At 60.5% G+C, this 18,132-nt stretch carries 28 protein-coding genes and 1 tRNA gene; 7 read left to right on the forward strand and 22 right to left on the reverse strand.

Features of this window, described 5'->3' with window-relative positions:
- Window positions 1-19: 19 nt before the first annotated feature.
- The 4 genes from MJ643_RS09300 to MJ643_RS09315 form a co-directional block, all read right to left on the reverse strand.
- Window positions 20-1,849 (reverse strand): SLC13 family permease, encoded by a 1,830-nt coding sequence (locus MJ643_RS09300; RefSeq protein WP_024087381.1) that lies wholly within the window; start codon window positions 1,847-1,849, stop codon window positions 20-22.
- 138 nt (window positions 1,850-1,987) lie between these two features.
- Entirely contained in the window at window positions 1,988-2,371 is a 384-nt protein-coding gene (locus MJ643_RS09305) for a glycine zipper domain-containing protein (RefSeq protein ID WP_013973215.1), read from the reverse strand.
- A gap of 74 nt (window positions 2,372-2,445) precedes the next feature.
- Window positions 2,446-2,637 (reverse strand): hypothetical protein, encoded by a 192-nt coding sequence (locus MJ643_RS09310; protein WP_003257401.1) that lies wholly within the window; start codon window positions 2,635-2,637, stop codon window positions 2,446-2,448.
- A 129-nt stretch (window positions 2,638-2,766) separates the two neighbouring features.
- A complete protein-coding gene (locus MJ643_RS09315; protein ID WP_013973214.1) occupies window positions 2,767-3,057 on the reverse strand; it encodes an RcnB family protein in 291 nt (96 codons plus the stop codon).
- Between the two features lie 114 nt (window positions 3,058-3,171).
- Here MJ643_RS09315 and MJ643_RS09320 point away from each other — a divergent pair, with 114 nt between their 5' ends.
- Together MJ643_RS09320 and MJ643_RS09325 are read left to right on the forward strand one after the other, a co-directional pair.
- Window positions 3,172-3,522 (forward strand): hypothetical protein, encoded by a 351-nt coding sequence (locus tag MJ643_RS09320; RefSeq protein ID WP_016498900.1) that lies wholly within the window; start codon window positions 3,172-3,174, stop codon window positions 3,520-3,522.
- Between the two features lie 232 nt (window positions 3,523-3,754).
- A complete protein-coding gene (locus tag MJ643_RS09325; protein ID WP_013973212.1) occupies window positions 3,755-4,576 on the forward strand; it encodes a class I SAM-dependent methyltransferase in 822 nt (273 codons plus the stop codon).
- On the opposite strand, the gene MJ643_RS09330 is transcribed toward MJ643_RS09325, so the two are convergent.
- From MJ643_RS09330 to MJ643_RS09345, 4 genes are all read right to left on the reverse strand, one after another.
- Window positions 4,577-5,344, reverse strand: a complete 768-nt coding sequence (locus MJ643_RS09330; protein ID WP_015270905.1) for an SDR family oxidoreductase — start codon at window positions 5,342-5,344, stop codon at window positions 4,577-4,579.
- Between the two features lie 36 nt (window positions 5,345-5,380).
- The gene (locus tag MJ643_RS09335) at window positions 5,381-6,448 is read right to left on the reverse strand and encodes a phosphotransferase family protein (protein WP_013973210.1); all 1,068 of its coding nucleotides are present in this window, start codon (window positions 6,446-6,448) and stop codon (window positions 5,381-5,383) included.
- A 205-nt stretch (window positions 6,449-6,653) separates the two neighbouring features.
- Window positions 6,654-6,971 (reverse strand): SCP2 sterol-binding domain-containing protein, encoded by a 318-nt coding sequence (locus tag MJ643_RS09340; RefSeq protein WP_003257405.1) that lies wholly within the window; start codon window positions 6,969-6,971, stop codon window positions 6,654-6,656.
- Window positions 6,972-7,027: 56 nt separating this feature from the next.
- Entirely contained in the window at window positions 7,028-7,738 is a 711-nt protein-coding gene (locus MJ643_RS09345; protein WP_013973208.1) for a histidine phosphatase family protein, read from the reverse strand.
- A 197-nt stretch (window positions 7,739-7,935) separates the two neighbouring features.
- Here MJ643_RS09345 and sohB point away from each other — a divergent pair, with 197 nt between their 5' ends.
- Both sohB and MJ643_RS09355 read left to right on the forward strand, forming a co-directional pair.
- Window positions 7,936-8,955 (forward strand): protease SohB, encoded by a 1,020-nt coding sequence (sohB, locus tag MJ643_RS09350; protein WP_013973207.1) that lies wholly within the window; start codon window positions 7,936-7,938, stop codon window positions 8,953-8,955.
- A 154-nt stretch (window positions 8,956-9,109) separates the two neighbouring features.
- Window positions 9,110-9,183: transfer RNA gene (locus MJ643_RS09355), tRNA-Cys, on the forward strand.
- Between the two features lie 102 nt (window positions 9,184-9,285).
- Here the strand turns inward: MJ643_RS09355 and MJ643_RS09360 are convergent.
- From MJ643_RS09360 to MJ643_RS09405, 10 genes are read right to left on the reverse strand one after another with little or no spacing between them, the layout of a single operon-like run.
- The gene (locus MJ643_RS09360) at window positions 9,286-10,350 is read right to left on the reverse strand and encodes an integrase (RefSeq protein ID WP_247726769.1); all 1,065 of its coding nucleotides are present in this window, start codon (window positions 10,348-10,350) and stop codon (window positions 9,286-9,288) included.
- 3 nt (window positions 10,351-10,353) lie between these two features.
- Window positions 10,354-10,590 carry a DUF4224 domain-containing protein gene (locus MJ643_RS09365; protein ID WP_085590818.1) on the reverse strand — a complete coding sequence of 79 codons (237 nt, stop codon included), beginning with the start codon at window positions 10,588-10,590 and terminating at the stop codon, window positions 10,354-10,356.
- 39 nt (window positions 10,591-10,629) lie between these two features.
- Entirely contained in the window at window positions 10,630-11,127 is a 498-nt protein-coding gene (locus tag MJ643_RS09370; protein WP_247726770.1) for a hypothetical protein, read from the reverse strand.
- A 51-nt stretch (window positions 11,128-11,178) separates the two neighbouring features.
- Window positions 11,179-11,376 carry a hypothetical protein gene (locus tag MJ643_RS09375; protein WP_196171147.1) on the reverse strand — a complete coding sequence of 66 codons (198 nt, stop codon included), beginning with the start codon at window positions 11,374-11,376 and terminating at the stop codon, window positions 11,179-11,181.
- Window positions 11,377-11,422: 46 nt separating this feature from the next.
- Entirely contained in the window at window positions 11,423-11,773 is a 351-nt protein-coding gene (locus MJ643_RS09380; protein WP_247726771.1) for a hypothetical protein, read from the reverse strand.
- On the reverse strand, window positions 11,770-12,189 hold the full coding sequence (locus tag MJ643_RS09385; protein WP_247726772.1) for a hypothetical protein: 420 nt from the start codon (window positions 12,187-12,189) through the stop codon (window positions 11,770-11,772). Before MJ643_RS09385 ends, MJ643_RS09380 begins: the two co-directional genes overlap by 4 nt.
- Window positions 12,190-12,200: 11 nt before the next feature.
- Window positions 12,201-12,452, reverse strand: a complete 252-nt coding sequence (locus tag MJ643_RS09390) for a hypothetical protein (RefSeq protein ID WP_247726773.1) — start codon at window positions 12,450-12,452, stop codon at window positions 12,201-12,203.
- Window positions 12,449-12,772, reverse strand: a complete 324-nt coding sequence (locus MJ643_RS09395) for a hypothetical protein (protein ID WP_247726774.1) — start codon at window positions 12,770-12,772, stop codon at window positions 12,449-12,451. The genes MJ643_RS09390 and MJ643_RS09395 overlap by 4 nt, the downstream gene beginning before the upstream one ends.
- 49 nt (window positions 12,773-12,821) lie before the next feature.
- Window positions 12,822-13,082 (reverse strand): hypothetical protein, encoded by a 261-nt coding sequence (locus MJ643_RS09400; protein ID WP_247726775.1) that lies wholly within the window; start codon window positions 13,080-13,082, stop codon window positions 12,822-12,824.
- Window positions 13,079-13,804 (reverse strand): hypothetical protein, encoded by a 726-nt coding sequence (locus MJ643_RS09405; RefSeq protein ID WP_247726776.1) that lies wholly within the window; start codon window positions 13,802-13,804, stop codon window positions 13,079-13,081. The genes MJ643_RS09400 and MJ643_RS09405 overlap by 4 nt, the downstream gene beginning before the upstream one ends.
- Before the next feature lie 47 nt (window positions 13,805-13,851).
- Between MJ643_RS09405 and MJ643_RS09410 the strand changes: the two genes are divergently transcribed.
- Complete coding sequence (locus MJ643_RS09410; protein ID WP_247726777.1) at window positions 13,852-14,856, forward strand: hypothetical protein; 1,005 nt, start codon at window positions 13,852-13,854, stop codon at window positions 14,854-14,856.
- A 23-nt stretch (window positions 14,857-14,879) separates the two neighbouring features.
- Here MJ643_RS09410 and MJ643_RS09415 read toward each other — a convergent pair whose 3' ends face one another.
- Window positions 14,880-15,803, reverse strand: a complete 924-nt coding sequence (locus MJ643_RS09415; protein WP_247726778.1) for a DNA cytosine methyltransferase — start codon at window positions 15,801-15,803, stop codon at window positions 14,880-14,882.
- 121 nt (window positions 15,804-15,924) lie between these two features.
- On the opposite strand from MJ643_RS09415, the gene MJ643_RS09420 reads away from it, so the two are divergent.
- Both MJ643_RS09420 and MJ643_RS09425 read left to right on the forward strand, forming a co-directional pair.
- Window positions 15,925-16,608: a hypothetical protein gene (locus tag MJ643_RS09420; protein ID WP_247726779.1), complete on the forward strand. Its 684-nt coding sequence runs from the start codon at window positions 15,925-15,927 to the stop codon at window positions 16,606-16,608.
- Window positions 16,605-16,901 (forward strand): hypothetical protein, encoded by a 297-nt coding sequence (locus MJ643_RS09425; RefSeq protein WP_247726780.1) that lies wholly within the window; start codon window positions 16,605-16,607, stop codon window positions 16,899-16,901. The genes MJ643_RS09420 and MJ643_RS09425 overlap by 4 nt, the downstream gene beginning before the upstream one ends.
- 53 nt (window positions 16,902-16,954) lie before the next feature.
- On the opposite strand, the gene MJ643_RS09430 is transcribed toward MJ643_RS09425, so the two are convergent.
- The 3 genes from MJ643_RS09430 to MJ643_RS09440 all read right to left on the reverse strand — a co-directional run.
- Window positions 16,955-17,464, reverse strand: a complete 510-nt coding sequence (locus tag MJ643_RS09430; protein ID WP_247726781.1) for a hypothetical protein — start codon at window positions 17,462-17,464, stop codon at window positions 16,955-16,957.
- Window positions 17,461-17,730: a hypothetical protein gene (locus MJ643_RS09435; protein ID WP_247726782.1), complete on the reverse strand. Its 270-nt coding sequence runs from the start codon at window positions 17,728-17,730 to the stop codon at window positions 17,461-17,463. Before MJ643_RS09435 ends, MJ643_RS09430 begins: the two co-directional genes overlap by 4 nt.
- A gap of 19 nt (window positions 17,731-17,749) precedes the next feature.
- Window positions 17,750-18,132 (reverse strand): helix-turn-helix transcriptional regulator (locus MJ643_RS09440; RefSeq protein ID WP_247726783.1); only part of this gene is annotated, 383 nt, incomplete at its 5' end.

Raw genomic sequence — 18,132 nt, forward strand, 5'->3', positions numbered from 1 at the left:
CTTCATTCGTAGCCAAACCCTACAGCCCGAAGAACCACGGCACCATCAACACGGTCACCAGCATCACCAATACTGTGAACGGCACGCCAACTTTGACGAAGTCGGCGAAGCGGTATTGCCCCGGGCCAAGTACCAGGGTGTTCACCGGCGATGACACCGGCGTCATGAAGGCCGCCGAGGCAGCCAGCGCCACGGTCATGGCAAACGGGTAGGGCGACATGCCCAGCTGCGTGGCGGTGCTGACAGCCACGGGTGCCATCAGTACCGCAGTGGCCGTGTTGGAGATGAACAGGCCGATCACCGCCGTGACCGCGAACAGGCAGGCAAGGATGGCACTGGGGCCGGCACCGCCCAGCACGCTGACCAGGCCGCCCACTGCCAGGTCGATGCCGCCGGTTTTCTGCAGTGCCTGGGCAAAGGGCAGCATACCGACGATCAGCACCAGGCTTTGCCAGTGGATGGCCCGGTAGGCGCTGTTCATGTCGATGCAGCGGCCTGCGCCCATCAGCAGGCAGCCGATCAGCGCGGCAATGACATTGGGGACCGCGCCGCTGACCATCAGCCCGACCATCACCGCCAGGCTCAGCAACGCCTGTGGTGCGCGGGTGCGGGCGGGCGCGACCAGGTCGATTTCTGCGGGCAGGCTCAGTACCAGGAAGTCCTTGGGCTTGCTTTGCAACTGGCGCACGGCTTTCCACGGGCCGACTACCAGCAGGGTGTCGCCCAGGCGCAGCTTTTCTTCCACCAGCTGTTCTTCGATCGCCACCTGCTCGCGGCGCAAGCCGACAACGTTGAGGTCGAAGCGCGTGCGGAAGGCCAGTTCGAGGACGCTCTTGCCGAGCAGTTTCGAACCCGGTGGCAGCAATACCTCGGCCATGCCCAGCTCCTGGGACTGGTCGATGAAGTAGGCCGCCTTGAAGTGCAGCGGCTCCAGCTGCATGGTCTGGCACAGGCTGCGCAGGTCGTCGCGGTTGGCGAACAGGTCGAGCAGCAGCACATCGCCCTGGTGCAGCACGGTGCTGGAGTCGGCGGCGATCACCCGCGTGGTGAACTTGTGCTGGCGCTCGATACCGATCACGTTGGCGCCATGCCGGGTGCGCAGCTCCAGCTCGCCCAGGGTATGACCGATCAGCGGCGAGTGGGGGCGGATGCGCAGGCGCCGTTCACGGCCATTGAGCTTGTAGTCCAGCACCAGGTCCAGCAGGGTGCGGCGGCTTTCCACGCGGCCGTCCTTGCGCACTTCGCCATTCAGCCAGTGCCGGGTCAGCAGCATGTAGCCGATGCCCAGCACCAGCACCACCAGGCCGAACGGGGTGAAGCTGAAGAAGCTGAAGCCCGCTTCGCCATGGCGTACCAGCTCGCTGTGTACCACCACGTTGGGCGGTGTGGCCACCAGGCTGAGCATGCCGCTGATCAGGCCGGCGAAAGCCAGCGGCATCATCAGGCGGGCGGGCGAAAGCTGCAGGCGTGCAGCGATGCTCAGCACCACCGGAATGAAAATGGCCACCACGCCGGTGGAGCTCATCATCGAACCCAGCCCCGCCACGGCTACCATCAGCAACACCAGCAGGCGCGCCTCGCTGTTGCCGGCCCGCTCGCTCATCCATTCGCCGATACGGTAGGCAATGCCGGTGCGCACCAGGCCTTCACCGATCACGAACAAGGCGGCGATCAACACCACGTTGGGGTCACTGAAACCGGCCAGCGCCTGCTCCACGGTGAGGATGCCCGACAGCGGCAGGGCGAGGATCACCAGTAGCGCGACCACGTCCATGCGTGGGCGGTTGATGACGAACAGGGTGATGACGATGGCCAGCAGGCCAAGCACCCATAGCAGCTCTTGGTTCATGGGGAGGCGGTGTTCCTTCACACGGGGGCACGATAGACAGTAGCAGCCAGTGTGCCGGATTGTGCTGAAGGGGGTATTGATGTACTGCAGGGTTTGCAAAACAAAAGGGGCCGCATTGCGGCCCCTTTGTCACTGGAATCAGTGACGGTGACGGTGGTGCTTGCCGTTGTTGTCGCCCAGGTGGTTGCCGATGGCACCACCGGCCGCACCACCCAGGCCGGCACCCACGGTGGAGCCGGTCTTGCCGCCCACCGCGCCGCCCAGCAGCGAACCGCCCGCCGAGCCCAGGCCACCGCCAATGGCGGCTTCGGTACGGTTGCCCTTGCGTGCACCTACCGCACTGCCGGCTGCGCCGCCGAGGCCGGCGCCGATGGCCGCCCCCGTTTTGCCGCCGATCTGTTGACCGACAACGTTACCCAGAACACCACCCAGGCCACCGCCAATGGCGGCGGTACCGTCACCGGCGAAAGCGCCCTGGCACAGCAGCAGGCCGAGGGCAAGGGAAGGCAGAGTCAGACGCATGATACGAACCTCAAAGGAATCATCAGGTTAAGGTGCCGCGCAATGGGCGGCGGGCCAGGGTTGAAAAAGACGTTTCAGCGGTAGTAGCGGTCACCACGATATCGACGATAGTCGTCATCATCGTCGTCGCGGTCATGCCGATGGTGGTGGCGATGGTCACGGTCACGGTCACGCCAGCCATCGTCGTCGTCATGGTAGCGATGGCTATGGCACCCGGCAGTCAGCAGGACAACAGCAATCAGCGAAAGGCTTGCAAGACGGGTCATCACGATATAGGTCCTTGATCCGCAAAGGTTTACGGCACACCTCCTGAGACTGGAAAGGATCCATTTGGTTTCGCTGGCAGGCAAAAAATTGTCGTGCCAGCGAGAGCGGCGGGAGTGAAGAGTGTTGAATCAGCGGGCTGACTGGATCGCCAGCACCACACCGTTGGTGATCTGCACCAGCACGTAGCGCCCACCCATGTTTACCCAGTGGCTTTCCTTTTCCGGTGCTGGCAGGCCCTTGGCTTTCCAGTCCTTGATAGCCTGGTCATCGCGTTTGTACTGGTCGGGTGCCTTGTCGCCGACCTTGAGCTCGCGGTTGTGGGTTTCTGGTGCGGTGACGCTTTCTTCGCTGGAGGGGGCTGCGGTGGCAGCCAGGGGCAGGCTGGCAAGGACGGCGAACAGCAGGTGGTGCAGTTTCATGGTTATCTCCTTGTGAAGGAATGCCTTATCTGCGACAGCCACCTGAGCGCGACAATTCACTCGCGATGCTTGCCAGTGCTAGAGTCGCCTTCTTTTTTATCCTGAGGATGGAACATGCGTGCGATTCTGCCGATGGCCGCGGCGTTGATGCTGGTCGGTTGTGCTTCTGCGACCATGGAAACGGCCCGCGGCGGCAAGCCGACCGCGCAACTCGACTCGCACAAGGCGCCGGAACTGGTGGCCCAGTGCATCCAGTTCAGCTGGCAGGAAGAGAAGGTATTCGGCGACGACGCCAGTGGTTATCTGGAACCACGCAAGCAAGGTGGCTTCACCGTGTATACCCGTGAGGCCGAGGCGTTCGTGGACGTGTACCCGCAGGCGGGCGGGGCGCGGGTGGATTACTACGCGCAGAAGAACGACGGTGTGGCCCTGCAGCGCCGGGCGGCGGCGGCGACCTGCCTGTAACGGCTGGCGACTGCACATGGCTGGCTGACTTGGCAGGGGCTCTGTGTGGTCTGGTGGGAGCGGGCGCGCCCGCGAACACCGGCGTAGCCGGTGCCAGCCACCGCGTTGTTTCTTCGCGGGCACGCCCGCTCCCACAGTGACCGCACCAGCTTTACAATTTTTAGCAAGGCTGTCCTGTCGCAGGGAGCTTGGTGGGGGCTAGCATGAGCCCCCACGAATCAAGGAAGACACCATGGACCGCTCACTGCAACTCAACCGCGCCAGCTGGGATGAACGTGCCCCGCTGCACGCTGCTTCCAACGACTACGAAGTCGAACGGCTCGTCCAGCATCCCGAACACCTTTCCGAAACCGTACGCTTCGACCTGCCATTGCTTGGCAATATCGACGGGCTCAACGCCGTGCACCTGCAGTGCCACATCGGTACCGATACCCTCTCGCTGGCGCGCCTTGGTGCCAAGGTCTGTGGCCTGGACTATTCCGTGGCTTCGCTGGCCGAAGCGCGTGCGTTGGCCCAGCGCTGTGCGGCACCCATCGCGTATGTCGAGTCTGACGTCTACGCCGCCGACAAGGTGTTGCCGGCCGGCACGTTCGACCTGGTCTACACCGGCATCGGCGCGCTCTGCTGGCTGCCTCGCATCGAGCCGTGGGCGCGTACTGTCGCGGCCCTGCTGAAGCCGGGTGGGCGGTTGTTCCTGCGCGACGGGCACCCGATGCTGATGGCAGTCAACGAAGACCACCAGGACCGCCTGCAACTCGAATACCCGTACTTCGAACACGAAGAGCCGACGGTGTGGCACAACGACCAAACCTACGTCGAAACCGAGCAGCGCCTTTCCCACACCGAAACCCACGAGTGGAACCACGGCTTGGGCGAGGTGATCAGCGCCTTGCTGGCCCACGGCCTGCAACTGACCGCCCTGGTCGAGCACCAGAGCATCCCCTGGGAGGCGCTGCCGGGGCAGATGGTCAAGGGCGACGACGGTGAATATCGCCTGCGCGAGCAGCCCGCACGCCTGCCCCTGAGCTACACCCTGGTTGCAGTAAAAGCCTGATCAGGACAGGTAGCCACCGTCGACATTGAGTGCGGTACCGGTGGTGTAGCTGGAGGCATCGCTGGCCAGGTACAACACTGCGCCGGCCATTTCCTTGGGGTCGGCCACGCGCTTGAGCGGGATCTGCTGCAGCGCGGCATTGAGGATGGCGTCGTTCTTCACCAGTGCCGAGGCGAACTTGGTGTCGGTCAGGCCCGGTAGCAGGGCGTTGCAGCGGATCCCGAACTGCGCGCACTCCTTGGCGAAGACCTTGGTCATGTTGATGACTGCCGCCTTGGTCACCGAATAGATGCCCTGGAACAGGCCGGGTGAAACCCCGTTGATAGACGCCACGTTGATGATGCTGCCGCCACCATGCTCGCGCATCAGCTTGCCGGCCTCGACCGACATGAAGAAGTAGCCACGGATGTTCACGTCCACGGTCTTCTGGAAAGCCCCTGGGTCGGTATCCAGTACGTTGCAGAACTGCGGGTTGGTAGCGGCGTTGTTGACCAGGATGTCCAGCCGCCCGAATTGTTCGCGGATGCCGGCAAACACCTGCTGGATCTGCTCCAGTTCACCGATGTGGCAGGCCACCGCCGTGGCCTTGCCACCGGCGGCGATGATGGCGTCAGCCACCTGCTGGCAACCGTCGAGCTTGCGGCTGGACACGATCACATGGGCACCTTGCTGGGCCAACAGGTGGGCGATGGCCTCGCCGATGCCACGGCTGGCGCCGGAAACGAAGGCAATCTTGCCGTCGAGGTCGAACAGGTGGGTCTTGGACATGCTGTTTTCCTTGTTATCCGTCGTCGAGGTCGGGGCTCAGAGGCTGGACTTGGCGATGACCTGCAAGGTCATCTGCTCCAGCAAGCGGTTCATGTGGATGAACTGGGCAAAGCGCTTGTCCTGGGTCTGGCCGTGGTAATAGCGGTAGTAAATCTGCTGGACAATGCCGGCCAGGCGGAACAGGCCATAGCAATAGTAGTAATCGAAGTTGTCCAGGCGGATGCCGGCGCGCTCGGCGTAGTAATCGACGAACTGGCGGCGGGTGAGCATGCCCGGCGCGTTGCTCGGCTGGCGACGCATCAGCTGCACTGGGGCCGGGTCGTCGGCCTCGATCCAGTAGGCCAGGCTGTTGCCCAGGTCCATCAGCGGGTCGCCCAGGGTGGCCATTTCCCAGTCCAGCACACCGATGATGCGCATGGGGTTGTCGGCATCGAGGATCACGTTGTCGAAACGGTAGTCGTTGTGCACGATGCCGGGTCGCGGGTGGTCGGCGGGCATTTTCTCGTGCAGCCAGGCAGTCACCTGTTCCCAGCGAGGGGCGTCGGGCGTCAGGGCCTTTTCATAGCGGCTGGTCCAGCCCTCGATCTGGCGCTGTACATAGCCCTCCGGTTTGCCCAGGTCGGCCAGGCCGCAGGCGTTGTAGTCCACCTGGTGCAGTTCCACCAGGCGGTCGATGAAGCTCTTGCACAGGGCCTCGGTGCGGTTGGCGTCGAGGCCCAGCTCGGCCGGGATGTCCGAGCGCAGGATAACGCCCTTGACCCGCTCCATCACATAGAACTCTCCGCCGATCAGGCTGCTGTCGGTGCAGTGCACATAGGCCTTGGGGCAGTAGGGGAAGCCGCTGTTCAGCTGGTTGAGAATGCGAAACTCGCGGCCCATGTCGTGGGCCGACTTGGCCTTCTGCCCGAACGGTGGACGGCGCAGCACGAAGTCGCGGCCCGGGTAGCTGACCAGGTAGGTAAGGTTGGAGGCGCCGCCAGGGAACTGGCTGATGCTCGGCAGGCCATCCAGGCCGGGGATGTTTGCCTTGAGGTAAGGGTCGATGACAGCCGCGTCGAGTTCTTCGCCGGGGCGTACCTGGGTGGACTGGTCGGTGAGCGTCATGCGTTTTCCTTATTCTCGATCGCAAGGACTATTGGTTAATCTAATGGTCTGCCTAGGATGGAACAAGCGTGCCAGATGCCATATAGGTGAGGGTGTTGCTGTCTGATCAACTGCCTTGATGAAGCGACAGGGCCCGAACAGGCGGGCAAAAAAAAACCGAAGCCGGTCAGGCTTCGGTTTTTCGATCATCCGCTATTTCCAGCCCTCAGGACGGGAACAGCTCGCTGAGCTTCATCGACAGCATCATGTCGCCTTCAACGCGCAGCTTGCCGCCCATGAATGCCTGCATGCCGTCGGTTTCGCCGCTGACGATACCCTTCAGGGTTTCGCTATCCATCACCAGGGTGCAGTTGGCATCCGGGTTTTCGCCTTCCTGCAGGTCGCAGGTGCCGTCCTTGACGATCAGCGCGTAGTGCTTGTCTTCGTCGGTGATGTTGAAGCCGAACACCAGGTCCAGGCCGGCGGCAGCGGATGGGTTGAACTTCTCTTGCATCTTTTTAACGGCATCAGCTACGGAGGTCATGGCGCATTCCTTATAGAGTGATTTACACGTCCCCGCAGGGACACAACAAGCCGGGCTCATCGATAGGTGACAAGCTCCGGCGCCCTCAACAGCTGCACATGGGCCTGGCTGTTGAAGGAAGCCAGTGCCACGTCGCGGCCGCGGAACTTCAGCTGGCTGAGCGACGTGTTGATGATCTGCCAGTTCAGCGCGAACGCCTGTCCGGGGGTAATACGGGTGACCAGGTGAAGCAGGGCGGCAATGGTACCGCCCGAGGTGAAGATGGCGATATTGTCGCCGCTACCGGCGGCATCCAGTACGCGCTGCAGGCCGCCTTGCACGCGGGCGGTGAACGCCTGCCAGGTCTCCAGGCCATCGTCGGCATGTTCGCCATCGTGCCAGCGCTGCACCATCAGTGCGAACAGGCGCTGGAACTCGCTGCGGTGCTGCGCGCCATTGCGCAGGATGTGCAGGGCGTCGGGCTCCTGCGGCAGCAGCCCGGGCAACAAGGCGCGGATCACACCATCGGCATCGAACTCATTGAATGCTGTATCGGTCTCAACAGCCGGCACCGGGCAGCCATTGGCGTGCAATGCATCCAGGGCTAGGCGCGCGGTATCCTGCTGGCGGCGCAGGTCGCCTGCCACGCAGCGGTCCAGCCTTACACCGAGCTGGGCCAGGTGCTCACCCAGGGCCTGGCTCTGGCGCACGCCCACGGGCGAGAGGACATCGTAGTCATCGGCGCCGAAGGAGGCTTGGCCATGTCGGATCAGGTAGAGGTTGCCCACGAAAGGTTCCGGCCTGTTGGAGGTTGCTGCGAGGTTAGGATGCGGCACACGGGCTGTCAACGAAAAAACATACAAGCGTTTGAAAAGGTTGTTTGAAAGATGTTGCCAGCGTTTGCCACGGCTGGCAGCACCTCAGGCGCAACGGTATGCTTGCTACAGTTACGCGCCGTTGTGGCGCAAGTCTTGAAGGAGTCAACGTGGAGTTTCTTGCTGAATACGCAAGCTTTCTCGCCAAAACCGCCACCCTGGTCATCGCCATCCTGATAGTGCTGTCGGCCATCGCCGGGCTGCGCGGCAAGGGGCGGCGCAAATCGGGTGGGCAATTGCAGGTCACCCGCCTGAACGAGTTCTACAAGGACCTGCGCGAGCGCCTGGAATCCGGCCTGCTCGACAAGGCCCAGCTCAAGGCCTTGCGCAAGCAGCAGGCCAAGGCGGAAAAGCGGCAGAAAAAAAGCAAGGCCGAGGAAAAGGGCCGGGTCTTCGTGCTGGATTTCGATGGCGACATCAAAGCTTCTGCCACCGAAAGCCTGCGCAACGAAATCACCGCGCTGCTCACCCTCGCCACCCCGCGCGACGAGGTGGTGCTACGCCTTGAAAGCGGTGGTGGCCTGGTGCACAGCTATGGCCTGGCCGCATCGCAGCTAGCGCGCATTCGCCAGGCCGGCATCCCGTTGACCGTGTGCATCGACAAGGTAGCCGCCAGTGGCGGGTACATGATGGCCTGCATTGGCGAGAAGATCGTCAGCGCACCGTTCGCCGTATTGGGTTCCATTGGCGTGGTGGCGCAGCTGCCCAACGTCAACCGCCTGCTGAAGAAGCACGATATCGATTTCGAAGTGCTGACCGCCGGTGAATACAAGCGCACCCTGACCGTGTTCGGCGAGAATACCGAGAAAGGCCGGGAGAAGTTCCAGGAAGACCTGGACATCACCCACCAGTTGTTCAAGGACTTCGTTGCCCGCTATCGCCCGCAGCTGCACATCGACGAAGTGGCCACCGGCGAAGTCTGGTTGGGCGTCGCGGCACTCAACCGCAAGCTGGTGGACGAGCTGCAGACCAGCGACGAGTACCTCAGCGAACGCGCGCGCAACGCCAACCTGTTCCACCTGCATTACGCCGAACGCAAGAGCCTGCAGGAGCGAATCGGCATGGCTGCCAGTGGCACCGTGGAGAACACAGTGGTGGGCTTGTGGAGTAAACTCGGCCGTCTGCGCTAACACCTTGAACCCGTTGAAATTTTTTTTCGTTCAGGGGGTTGCAAGGTTAAAGGAATGAAGACATAATGGCGCCCATCGAAACGCAGCAAACTTTGAAAAAGGTTCAGCGTTTCAAGGAGATAGCGAAGCGCAAGCTGCTAGATCCGACCTTTGAGGCCGAGTAGCAAAGTGGTTATGCTCCGGATTGCAAATCCGTCTACGCCGGTTCGATTCCGACCTCGGCCTCCACCATTCGAAAGCCCCGCAGATTAAGGTCTGCGGGGTTTTTCTTTGTGCGCAGAAAACCCGGATCGTTTCCGCATCTTTGGGCATCGTTTCCGCATCAGCCCTTTATTTGGTGGGGCTGACCACTTCGCCGACACGGCGGTAAACGCGCTTGGTGATTTCCTCCTTGGAGTGCCCAAGCAGCCGGCTGGCGTGGCTGATGTCCTCGATCTCCGACGCTGCCTTCGGTCGAATATCGCGGAACTGGAACTGTCGAACTTTAATGGCCAGGTCTGTGTTGCCATCGGCAGTCAGCTTGCGGGCAGCCCTGTCCCGCGCTTCGCTGAAGCGGTTCCTCAGCATCTCCCAGCTCATACGCAGGCCTGAGTCGTTGGTGATGAGGCGTGAGTTGCGTACACCCTGCAGCTTTCGCCGCTCCAGTAGCGCCTCGATGAACAGGCCAAGGCCGGTCAGTTCGCCGTTGACGTGCCGCCGGATGCGCAACTTCTTGTCGGTCTTGTTCTGGTCGACCCACAGGTAGTCCTCGTCCAGGTCGACGGTGCTGAACTTCAGGGTGTCCGCAGGGCGCTGGCCGGCCAGGTAGGCTAGGTCCATGGCATCCTTGAGGCCCTGGTCGCCTTCGGCATACACCGCATCCCAGATTTCGTCAGCCGCGTAAAAGTCGCGCACCTTCTCTTTGTTGCGGCGAACCGCCAGGCATGGGTTGCGCTCGGCAAACCCCCATTCCATAGCCATGGTAAAAACGTGCGAGAGCAGGGCGATTTCCCGGTTTGCCCGGGTTTTTGCGCTGCGGGCGTCCCGGTACTGGGCAATTACCGGGGGGCTGATGGCCTCGATGGGCGCGTCAGCGAACGCCTTGCGCAGGCGCTCCAGCTCGTACTTGTTGTCCTTCTGCGTGCGTGGCGACTTGCCCGGGATGATGTCCCGCTCGTACCGGTCAAACAGCTCGCCCATTGTCGCCATCACTTTCGGCTTCGCCTTATGCTCCAGGCGCGCCCATTCCAACTTGGCCTCTGCGAGGTCAGTCCCCAGCGGCACTTCCTGCCGCTTCCCGTCTGCATCCCTCCCGTCGTAGTAATACCCAACCCACAACTTCCCGCTTTTCAACTTGCGGACCCGCCGCAACATCCGCGGCGGCAGGTCCTTGTTCGATGCCTTCCTGGTGCGCATCTGTTACCCCACGCGCGATAAGTCCAATGTCCATGTTTCAGTCGTGGCATTCGTTGCCGTTGGCTTGACGCCTGCCATCTTGAGGCGGGCATACACCCGACCGACAATGGGCCGCCTGGCCCGGGTGAGCGTGTACTGCCAGCCGTTATTGGCCAGCCACGCGATCTGTTTGCTCGGGAGCTGGTAGCCGGTCACCCGCACCACCTCTTCCTCATCGAGAAACTCGCTTGCATGTTCCATGGGATGGTCTCCACGCCGCCGGTGGCGGCAGGTTGGTGGTCAGGCGGGAGTTTTTTCGAGCACTGCGTCGGCGACCTTCAGTGCGGCCTGGGCATCGTTGACGTAGGCCGGATCGAAGCCGCCCGCGTAATGGATAACTCGCTGGCAGGAATCCAGCTCTTTGCGCACCAGGCGAAGCGCCTGCACCAACTCTTCCTGCAGTGCGCCCTCGGCACGCCCGATATCCCAGAACTCAAGGCCCCAGTGATCGGCAGGCGGTGGGTTGTTGTTCTGCTTGCCTGTGGCAAGGGCGCCGATGATGACGTCACAGACCGAGCGCTTGTAGACGTTGTCGCCGTCAAGGCTGAGGCCGCCGCGCCGGCGAAGCGTGTTGATCACCTCGTCGACGTTGAGTCCGCCGTCCTTCAAAACGATGTCCAGCTCCGGCTCGCCGGGCGTGTAGATCACCAGAGCCAGCTTGGCGCCTGGGTTAAGGTTTTCGCTGATCATCACCAGCGCGTCGTTGGCGACCTGGTGGAATCGGTTGGTTGCGGACATAGGGAATCCTCGCCCGCGCATGTCGGCGGGCTTGAGTAGTTGAGGGAGGGGTTAGGCGAGTTCGGCCGCGAATGCGTCGACCAGGGCCTGGCTGGTGAAGTTGATCGGGAGGGCATCTGTGCTCTTGCCGTCACTGATCAAGACCCAGCCATTCTTGTAGAGGGTGCAGGTGTTGCGGCCAAGGCGGACGCGGGCGATCGGCAGCCCGCCGAAGGGAAGCCAGCGATTGATGCGGTAGATCAGCTTCATCGCGGCCCCCTGTAGATCAGGTAGGCCATGTACATCAGGGGCAGGATCATTGCTTCCTCTCCTGTGCGCGGCGTGCAGCGCCTTCCATGATTGCGATCGACATGCGCCGCCGCTCTTGCACTGCCGGGCTGTCGGGGTCGTAGTTGGGCCCGAGGTATGTTTTCGGGTCAGTGGCCATCGCCCGCTTGATGCGTTGGAAGTGCTCGTCACGCTGCCAGACGCAGCTCCAGGTCAAGAACGGCTTCTTGCCTTTCTCCTCGCCCTCGGCCAGTTTCCAGATGGCCTGGCGGTCAAAGGTCATGAGGCCGTCCATGGCGCACACGGCCAGGCGCAGCTCGTCGTAGTCTGGGCGCTCTCCGGATTTGGCTGCTTCGATGATTTCGCCGAGACTTCTCATGGCCGGCCACCGGCGGCCAGGGCCTCAGCCTTCAGCGACGAGTACGCCACGCCATCCAGCGCGCTGTCCTCGTGGAACTTGTCGGGGTTCTGCCACTGGCGCACATCCTTCAGCACCTGAAGCAGCAGCCACCCTTCGGCCTCGGTAAGGTCGCGGCCGGTGATGGCGTTGAAGGCCTGGACGGTACGGCCCATGCTGCGCTCGCCGCCTGGAGCGTCGTACTGCTTGCCACGCTCGGCCTGAACGTCGATGGCAGCCTGCAGGAAGTAAGTGGAGTCTTTGACTGCAAGTCGGGTTGCCAATGTGCTGAAGGCGCTTACCGCAGCTGCTCCGCCCAGCGCGGCATTTTCAGTCCGCAGCTGCTCAATGACTTCCTTGTAGTGCTCGATGTCACCGCGAAGCGCAGCATTTTCCATGTACTTGTCCATTAGAGCTCATACCTCTCATCAATCCAGCGCCCAGGCGCCAGTGCGGGTGTAGGTTCGGGTTGGGTTTCGTGCGGGGAGAGCTGGCGCTGGTTGCCGGCCTGCAGCTGGCTGTCGGGGATGCAGCTGATGCCGACCCCATTGAGCAGGTAGCAGGTGACGCCGCGCTGGCTGTCGTGCTGCACGTCGATGACGTTCTCGGTTGCGCTGGCGCCGGTGGCCAGCAGCAGGAGGCAGAGGGCGAGGCGGCTCATAACCGCACCTCGCCAGTGGCTGCGAAGCGCTGGAGGATCGGCAACAGGGCGGTGACCTGCTCCCGGCTCAGGTGCATGCGCGTTTTCAGCAGCACTTGGTCGGGGATTGGGTATGGCACCCAGCCCACGGTTTCCTTGGTTTCTACTCCGAAGGCGGCGGCCTGTCTGGCCATGATCTGCGGCTCAGCGTTTTCCACGCCCAGCCAGATGGCCTCGGGCTCGACCAGGCTGCTGAGCTGGACGTTGCAGCGGGCTCCGTAGAGGTCAGAAAACTCGAGCAGGGCAAAGCCCCGGCCCGTCGTGCTCGGTACGATTTCCATGGGTTGGCCTTGGCCGCCATATCGCGGCAGTGAATAGAGGGGAGAGGGGTTACAGCTTTGGAGTGCAAATGTTCTCTTGCGGGTCGGAGTCTGCGGCGCGCATGTAGGCCGCCATGTCGCCCATCTGTTCGACGATGAAGCGCTCTTCGTCTGCTGCAGCAGTAATGATCCTTTCGCGGCGCTTCTTGCAGAGCCGGCAATCGACCTTGACCCAGTCGCCTGACAGCTCGGAGGATTCTCCTAGCCAGGTGCCACACGGTGCTTGCTCAAGGTCTTCCAAGTCAGTGAATGGTGCGAAGTGCGTCTTCACGACTTCACCTGCGGCTCTGCGCTGGCGGACAGGGCGGTGCAAACCTTGCCGCGAAGCTTGTCGATAGCGTCCCACCAATCTTTTCCATATCGGTGAGCCAGCTTTGCGTGTCCATCATGTGCGGTCATGATGTACATGAACTCGTCGGCTTCACGCAGCAGCGCATCCCTCTCGGCCAGCTGCGCGCGCAAGTCGTCGATGTGCTTGAAGTCTTCTGCGAGCTGGGCTTCAAGCTCGCTATACGCCTTCTTGTTCTCAATCAAAGCCTCACGCAGCCGCTCAACCTCGCCAGGATCGGCGTGCCTGAAGACTGGGAACGGCCCCTCGTACAGGTCGGGGTTAAGCCGTTGGTCATATCGTGCAAGCCCGAGCGTCCCAGCAAGGCTGCCTTTGAGGGTCTTAGCTAGCCACGCCACCGGCTCGCCATCGCGCTGCTCCGCAGGCGCTGCGTCGGTCAACGGCCCCAGCCCAACAATCGGCAGCCCAGTCTCCGCCGCATCCCGCTCTGCCTCTTCTTTGGTCCACCAGAAGGCAGTACCAACCATCCAGGCTATAGGCTCGGGGTGGGGCTGCGGTGCTGGCTGCGGTGCTTTCTCCAGCAGTGCACTCCAAAGAGACCTTGCAAGGTCCGGGTGCATGCATACGCCATTGAGCATTTCACGGGTCGGCACGCGCGGCACGCTGACCATCTCGGTGTTGCTGGATCGGTTTACTGTGGGCATGGGGGTTCCTCACGGATATAGTCCGCGCTCTGGATGGAGGTGATGTTATGGATTTTGCGAAAGCCTACAAAAAATGCAGAAGAGCGCAGGCCCTAGGTCGAGGCCTGAAATCAGTAGAGGCGTGTCTTGAAAGAGAATTTACCGACTTTATAAAAATTGAAGAGGCTGAGGTAAACGGCTTCTGGCCGATCCACGGTTACAGAGTGACTACTCTAGATGGGACAGCTTTTTTTCCGAGAAGTCTTTCTGAACTCCCAAGGGCATCCGGACTAGCGTGGTATCGCGAAGTATTTTCTTCGGCAGATATAGTGGTGCCACCCTATTATACTATTGGGGTTCTGGGGAAACACGCGGCGGAAATAAACAGTGCAGTAACCCAAGATGAAAAGCTTAGGCTCGGCGATCGCATGCTTTTAGATATTTATCCACCTGATGGACTGGCAAAGCTAATTGAAAGCGTTTGGTCCGCAAGGAAAACCTTTGATCAATTTCATTCCCAGCTAGTAGAGTCATCAAAAGCATACTGTCTTGGATTGTATAATATTGCCATCGTAGGTCTACTGCCTTGCATAGAGGGTATCGTTAGGCAGCTGGGACTGGCCTCAGGACTGAATGTAGGTAAGGAAGTAAGCATACGATCGCTGAGTGTAGTGTTTAAACGGCTGCAACAGAAAGAAATTGATATGATGATGGAAGGTTATGACTGGTATCCAAGAAACGAATTATCGATATCGTTTCTTGATCGCTTTCATGAGCGCATCCAAATGTTTGAAAACATATCAAGTTATTTGGGATCGAAACTTTATCTGCATACTGAATCTGCTCCTGATTATCTAACTTTGAATCGGCATGGGATTTCACACGGCTTTTTTCAGGGTTACGCGACACCAGCAAACTATCTTCGGCTATTTAATCTGCTGAGTTCACTTTCTTTCGCTGCAGCCATGGTTGAAGGGGAAGGCAGTTTGATGCCTCCAGGCCAAACTCCAGAATCGGAAATTCTTACTATTTGCCTGCTGAAATGTGCTGCGCTAAATCACCTGATCCGCTAATTTAATCGGGGCATCGCCGTAGGTCAGCCGGCTTTCATCAGGGCTTCAATGACGCGCTGACCGGCCAGCGGCGGTACCGCGTTGCCGGCCATGTGCATGGTCAGCCGGTGGTTGTCGGGACGAAGGGTGTCGGCCGGGAATGACATGGCGGCCAGGGCCTCGTCGGCGCTAAGCATCCGCATGCGGTCGCCGTCGACCAGGGCCCAGCGGTCCAAGGTGGTGATTGTGCCGATCGGTCTGTTGATGTCCCGGCCGGTGGTGCCGGAGCCCTTGCCGTAGTACGGCATGATGAAGCGGTCGCCGAAGCGCTGGCGGCCGTTGCGCACCCGGTCGAGCGTGGCCTGGGCGCGGCCTGGCTTCTCGATCAGCGACCAGCGCCCGGCGTCGAAGTCGAGGAAGCTGCTGGCCGGCACGTGCTCGCACTGTTGCAGTTGCAGCTGGATTGGCGCCTTGCTCTTGGTGCAGATCAGGAACAGGCGCACCCGGTGCTGCGGCACGCCGAGGTCGGCGCAATCAACGATGTGGGGCGCGACTTGGTAGCCCAGGCGCCGCATCGCATCCACCCAGCTGGGGTAGAGCACCCAGTTCACGAACTCGGGCACGTTCTCGACTACCCAAGCATCCTGGTCCAGCACCTCAGCAGCAGACGGCACGGCCCATGCTGTCGAGCGCGATGCGTCATGCTCCGGGTTCCCGCTCTTTTTGCCGCGGGCATTTGTGAAGCCTTGGCAGCATGGTGACGCTATACCGATATCAGTACGTGGCACTGCTGCCCAGTTGGCCTGGTGCAGGTCCTGACATACGTGGTCAGTGTCTTGATGATTGGCAGCGTGCCACTTCACTGCCTCTGGCCAGTGGTTTGCCGCCCAGAGAACCTGGACCCCTGCGGCGCGCGCGCCGGTGCTCCATCCGCCAAGGCCGGCGAACAGGTCGATTGCTGAAGACATTTTTCCTCCGGTGTATTTGCCCCAAAATGTACCTACCTTAAGGTCATCGAATACTAAGCTCTTGATTTTGAGAGCAATAATGAGATGATGGCATTTTGGGCTTTTCAATAGGCGTGAGAGCATGGAGTTTGAGGGCGTTTCGTATACAGGTCGGGATTTGAGGCACCAGATTTTTGCAAATATGCATAGGCGAAGGAGCCAAAATCTCAGCTTTTTACTCGGATATTTTGTTGTGTTTATCTTTGCATTCAGTGCAGTCCTTCTGGTTCCCCCAGTTCAAGGGATACTGAACAAAAAAGAACTTATTTTAGCTGCAGAGCTTGAAGGGATGAAGAAAATCCCAGAGCTGGAAAAAACTCTCGCTAAAATTGAGGGGCAAATTTCTCTGCTTAATTCAGGTTCCGTCGGTGCCCGGTTGGATAAGTTGGAAAGCTTGACCTCAAGTCAGTCTTTCAATGCGGTTCAGGTCCGCACTCTTTCACAGCTAAATCAGGAGCTTTCCTCTTTAAAAAGTTACATGTTTAAGGATACGCGTGAAATTGTAGAATTCAAGGAGATGCAGTCCAACTACTCGAAACTTGTTTCGGATCAGTCCTCTTATGCTACGAAAGAAGCTCTCTCCAGCCAAATTTCCAATCTCCAATGGGCTTTAGGCCTTTCGTTAGGTTTTTTTGGCCTGTTGTTTACCGTTTTGTTCGGGTCGTGGTGGTTCGTTGGTCGTAGAGGGCAAGATCAGCCCGTCCCGACTCGTCCTGTTCGAGGTGCAAATTCCGGGGCTGATAACGAAAGCGGGGTGGCAGAATGATTTATGATGTCACTGTGGTGATGTACGAGCCGATTGTTTCGCAGGATAGTATCGCAAAAGTTCATGCGGTGATGGAGGAGCTGGGCTTTTCTCAAAAGGTCACCACAACTGATAAGCGATCACTTGGCTTACCTGCTGATATGTATATGGGCAAATTTGAAGGTGAAGGGCTCAGGAAAGTTAGAGATGATTTGTCTGCTTCGCTTAAAGATAAGATGTCTGGCAGCGGTCTGAAAAATCGATTTATTTTGTTGGTATCTCCCCCTGCTGCTTGGAGTATACGAAACACTTAATTGGCGTCCTGTACGGAACAGCGCGCCGTAGTGCAATACCCGGTGCGCTTTCATCACAAGGTTTTATGGGTATCTGTTAAATTTGCTGAATGATGGGCGAGTGGCGTTGTTTGTTCTGCCTGATTCCAGGCGCCGACAGCGGCAAAGATCTTGGCGGCCTCTGCCTCGTCGAGCGTTGTGTCGGTAGGGATGGCGATCCAGCCGGCCGCCACCAGGTGATTAGGGTTGGCCGTGGCCCGCAGGTCTGTGTAGGTCGCCTCGATCACGTCGGTCAGGTGCTCGGCTCGGTAGTTGCCTTGCGGCGCAACCTCGATCGACTTGTTGTACCGCTCGCCGAACTCAGTCCGACAAAGCACGCTGAGGTAGATGGTCCACCGGTGCGGGATATCGCAAACGGCGTCGACGACCTGGCGCACGCGGATCTGCCTGAGGTTCTTCCAGTTGATCAGCACCTGCTGGCCGCTGGGGTCGATGTTCACCACGGCGGCGTGGTTGGCGGAGACCAGCGCCCGGCAGGTCCGCTCCAGGCGTGCCCGCATGTTGTGCGGTTTGCGCTTGCTCATTGCCGAGCGCCTGTCTTGCTCGCCGCCCCTGCCTCGCAGGCATCGACAAAGCGCATCGCCGCCTTGTAGCTGTAGGCGAAGCCTTGCACGGCGCCGGTAGCGATTTCGACCACGTCCCAGATCTTCCCCTTTCCCGAAGCCTGATAGCGGGGAGCGCCGTTCCCAATCTTGGCGAATGCCTCGTCGCGGGCTTCCTGGGTACGTGCCAGAAGGGCCTTGAGCATGTCCAGCTTCTCTTGGAAGGCAGGGTGCATTGCTGTCTGCATGGGGTGATCCTCGGTAGGGTCAGGCGTGGTACTCGAAGGCCTCGGCCTTGCGAACGATTCGAACTTGGGCGGTGCGTCGCTCCGGCGCGCGGCGGTCGCGGCGCATCGGGTCGCTGTCGTTGATGACCGAGTGCATGGCGATGAGACCAGCGAGGGCGATGCACAGCGGACTGATGATTTGCTGACGCATCGCCTTGGTTACCGCCTCGATGCGGCGGCCGGCCTCCAGCTTGAACAGCGCGGCTTCGATGCGGTTGGCCACGGTGCCCGGGCTGACCGACATCTGGCGGGCGATTTCTTTGGTGGTGAGGCCTTGGGCCACCCACAGCAATGCTTCGAGCTCACGGGGAGCCAGCGCCTTGCCGAGCTGGCCAATCCATGAGCCGCAAGTGATCGTTTCCA

Origin of the sequence: Pseudomonas sp. PNPG3, assembly GCF_023093815.1 — a bacterium.
GTDB lineage: Bacteria > Pseudomonadota > Gammaproteobacteria > Pseudomonadales > Pseudomonadaceae > Aquipseudomonas > Aquipseudomonas asiatica.